The 4,037-nt window shown below is 52.8% G+C and carries 5 protein-coding genes; all 5 read left to right on the top strand.

Annotated elements, in window-relative coordinates; genetic code table 11:
* A partial coding sequence (locus P9L99_00005) for a hypothetical protein (protein MDP8221711.1) occupies positions 1–1,049 on the top strand: 1,049 nt, incomplete at its 5' end.
* A gap of 207 nt (positions 1,050–1,256) precedes the next feature.
* A complete protein-coding gene (locus tag P9L99_00010; protein ID MDP8221712.1) occupies positions 1,257–2,135 on the top strand; it encodes a DUF6345 domain-containing protein in 879 nt (292 codons plus the stop codon).
* Between the two features lie 23 nt (positions 2,136–2,158).
* Complete coding sequence (locus P9L99_00015; protein MDP8221713.1) at positions 2,159–2,983, top strand: hypothetical protein; 825 nt, start codon at positions 2,159–2,161, stop codon at positions 2,981–2,983.
* Between the two features lie 18 nt (positions 2,984–3,001).
* Positions 3,002–3,595, top strand: a complete 594-nt coding sequence (locus P9L99_00020) for a hypothetical protein (protein MDP8221714.1) — start codon at positions 3,002–3,004, stop codon at positions 3,593–3,595.
* Positions 3,596–3,609: 14 nt separating this feature from the next.
* Positions 3,610–4,037 (top strand): hypothetical protein (locus tag P9L99_00025; protein MDP8221715.1); only part of this gene is annotated, 428 nt, incomplete at its 3' end.

Below are 4,037 nucleotides of genomic sequence, written 5' to 3' on the forward strand. Positions count from 1 at the left end.
AACTCAACGATGAGAGCCTGTTGCACTTCGCCCTCGATGGCGGCGGCGCGCCCGATTTCAGCGTCGACCTGATGACCTTCGAAACCGAACGTTCGCTGGTTGCCGCGGCCGGAAGCGTTTCGCTGGGTGTGGCCGTGATTCAAAGCACGGGCGACGATGTGTTTGCCACGGCGTTCAACTCCACAAACGGCGACACGGCATTGTGGACCTACGATTTCGACGAAGGCTTCACGATGCTTAGCGGCGCGCTCGACGTGGCCGCCGACGGTTCGGTGGTCGTGGCCGGGGCCCGCGATCCCGAGGCCGAAACGACGTTGCTTGTCGTACTCGACGGCGGGACGGGCGTCGAATTACGTCGGCTGGAACAAACTGCCAACATCAGCACGGTAGAGCTTTCCGATGACGGCGCACGCGCCGTGTTCACCGAAGGCGCGACGGCAAGCGTTATCGATATCTCGAATCTTTCAGAGCTCTTTTCCTTTGCGGTGAGCGGCTCCGGCGGCCGGCACGGGATCTCGCGTGACGGCAACGCAGTGACCGCCGGCGGATTCGACGCGGCGGCATATGTGGAAACCGCCAAGGGGTGGGAATTGGCCTGGAGCGAAGCCGAGGCAACGCAATGGTACGGCAACGGACTGGCGTTGTCGGGCGATGGCGAAACGCTGTTTGCCGTCAGTCGCAATTACAGCAACGACCGCGATGTGACCTATCGCGCGGTAGACCTCACCAACGGTTCCGAACTCGGCCGCTACACCACCACCGGCGCCGGAGAATTCCAGGATGCGCCGTGGCGCTCGCAAGCATCGCAAGACGGATCGGTTCTCGTGGCCGTCACCTGGGGCCTGGAAACCAACGACCACCCCGAATTGCAGGTTTTCGACCGGCAAATGAACCTGCTGGGAGGCCTGGACACGCCCGGTTCGCCGTTCGACGTCGACCTCAGCGAAGACGGGCGGTACATCATCGTCGGCGGCAAAGCCGTCCACGCCAACGACATCGGCAGCGGCGGCGACGTGTATATGCTGGACGCGCAGTATTTGGTGCGCTGAGTTACTCGCTCCGCTACGCCCGCAAAACAATCGGTTTCTACTCCTCAAACATGAAGTCTTCCTTTATGTCGCCTAAAACTATTCTTTCTTTTTTTTTCTCTTGAATTGAAATTATTCTTATAGCACTATTGCAGCTAGCAGACGATACTGTTCTTTGAACGCTTGTGTAATGTTGCTTACTTTACGAACATTTTGAGGAGAACTTCGATGAGCAAAAGGTTTTTGTTAGTGGCTTTGGTAGTTGTGGGGTTAGTTTTCGTTTCCGCTGCGCTCGCCGACAATGATGTCATGCTTTTCCTTGTTAGTTATGCCGTCGATGAATGTAGCTTGGCAAACACAGCCGACCACACATATACATTTCAGGGATACATGGATGCGATGGAGGACGCTAACTGGGACGTTACGGACTTCAACGATTCAAGTTATCACGTCAAGCGGACGATGTCTGACTGTGTCCTAAAAAGCTATGGCCGCGACGATGCGAACCTCGAACCTTTCGACATTGGTATTATAGAAGGTCATGGTATTACGCGCACTCAGTCTGGAACAACGAGTTTTCGCTTTTCCGGTAATCGGTTTCGAGACGACGACTGTTTTGTTTGGCCGAGGTACGATATGCATCTCGGCGGGACACGTTGTGGCGTCACGTCCGACTTGGAATTTCTGCATATGCATAGCTGCCACTCCATGACAACCGGTGATGACTCCCATAAAAACACGTGGCGCCCCGTTTTTAACGGGGTACATCTAATTACTGGGTATCATGGAGAAGCCGATCTAAACATGCACAGCGAATACGAAGCATTCGCGGAGGACGCGCAAAGTGATTCCGTAGCGTATGAGTGGATCGCATTGTGGGCGGAAAACGTTTTCAGAGTCAAGGTAGCAGAGGGAATATATATTCTCTACGACCGTTGTCCCGTCGCGTATACGGCTGGGGAATACCAGAGTTACATGCTTTCGCGGCTTCAGTATGAAACATACGGGAATCGGGCATCGTGGACCGACGTTGAGGATCCAACATTGTATAAAAGATTATATATAAGCGGTTGTCACGGCAAAGGCGCGGGCGTTATCGACGATTAGTTAAATGCGGGAAGGACATTACAATGAGAACAAAAATAGTTATTTTTAGCGTGCTATTATGTGTGGTTATGGTTTCAATTAGTGCAAAGGCGCAAGATGCGACACTTGGGCAAGCGGCGTCGAAATTCGAGATTGCACAGCTTGAGGATGTGACCGATCGGCTGAGGGAAGATGCTTCGGCCTTGGGTCTATCTATCAGCGAGGCGGAAATGAAGGAAATCAGGTATTGGGTACGCCTCGAAACATCCGAAGGGACTGTGCGGCGTGCGCAGCCTTCAGGACATATGATTTTCGTAGCAAAAAACGTTGCACGGCCTGAACTGGAGAAGGATGGAATTTCTTTATCGGACAGCGAAATTCGCGAAAAAGCCGTTTCTCTTGCCGTTTCTCTTGGCGTAAACGGCGAGGAGGTCGGTGAGGTGTTCGTTCGAAAAATCATGACCCAGCTAGAGGACGCCGAAGGCAACGACGTTGGTTTGCCCAAGGTGGCCGGTTTCGCCGTATCGTGTAAAAGGCATCTTGGAGATTTGGAAGTATTCGGCGGGGGCGCTAAGTTCTTCTTCAACGCTCACGGCGAGCTTTGGAGAGCGGACATCAAGTGGAGACCAATCACGGAAGATTCGGGAACAACCGTTGTTTTAACCGGCTACGACGAAGCCGAAGAAAAACTCAAGTCAGTCATTCGAGAAAGATGCGGCGAGCGGGAGCCACATTCGGAAAATTTCTTCATGGTCTACAATGAGGCGGAAAGCCGGGAAGGCCAAGATAACTACACGCCGGTACTTATCGGTCAGTATAGTGTGATCGAAAACGGATTAATCGAAACGGTGAGCGTTACTTTAGACTAAGTAATGCGGGAGTTGGTAATGAAAAGTATGAAATATCTTTTGGTCCTTTTAGCGTTGTTTGCGGTATTTGTCGGCGCTGTTTTTTCCTCGGCTTGCGACGATGACGATGATGACGACGACAACGATGATAACGATGACAACAATGACGATACGCCGGTCTCGCCCGCCGAGTGCATACCGGAAAACGCCTCGGAGAAGAACCGGCAGGTCGCCCTCGAAATCTTGGAGTATTACGTAGGCGAATACGAAGACGGCAACGAACGTCTCCGCGAAGTCACTTGCGATCCCGACGGAGACTGGTATTGGCCAGAAGCATATGATCCCAATTCTGGAATCACTTACTATTACGCGCTTCCACTGCGAGTCGAATATGTGGATGAGCAGACCATGGACATTGGCCAATTGGAGGTCGCATTTGATCCAGTAGAACTTGACGCGGGTAAAGAAGTTAATGAATGGATCGGCTTTTTTTACGTAGCATCTGGCGAGATGCAGTTTCAATACAGCCGTATCAGTGGGTACAATGAATCGCCTGTGGTGATGCATAGCTCAGGTGGTTTGGGTTTTCCGTTACCGGACGACGGCTGGGAGTACTGGACGAAAACAGACTGATGAAAGTCTGAACGATGAATGCAACTCGATTTCAATTGGTGGCGATAATTGCGTTACCGGTTTTCATGTTCGCGATCACCTTTGCAGCTTGCGACGATGACGATGATGACAACGACAACGATGATGACGACACCGCCGGGGACGATGACGACGATGATAATGACGACGACGACAATGACAACAATGACGACGATGACGATGACGACAACGACGATGATGATGACCCGTGTGTCGTCTGGCACCACGAATTACCGGGCGGGATTGCCGAAAGTGTGAGCTTGTCCGACACGACAAACGAGGCGTGGGTCGCCGTTCAACTCAACGATGAGAGCCTGTTGCACTTCGCCCTCGATGGCGGCGGCGCGCCCGATTTCAGCGTCGACCTGATGACCTTCGAAACCGAACGTTCGCTGGTTGCCGCGGCCGGAAGCGTTTCGCTGGG

It is taken from the genome of Candidatus Lernaella stagnicola (genome assembly GCA_030765525.1).
Classification (GTDB): Bacteria; Lernaellota; Lernaellaia; order Lernaellales; family Lernaellaceae; genus Lernaella; species Lernaella stagnicola.

Coding starts and splice junctions, on each gene's coding strand:
- P9L99_00010 (MDP8221712.1), top strand. CDS start 1,257: ATGAGCAAAAGGTTTTTGTTAGTGGCTTTGGTAGTTGTGGGGTTAGTT.
- P9L99_00015 (MDP8221713.1), top strand. CDS start 2,159: ATGAGAACAAAAATAGTTATTTTTAGCGTGCTATTATGTGTGGTTATG.
- P9L99_00020 (MDP8221714.1), top strand. CDS start 3,002: ATGAAAAGTATGAAATATCTTTTGGTCCTTTTAGCGTTGTTTGCGGTA.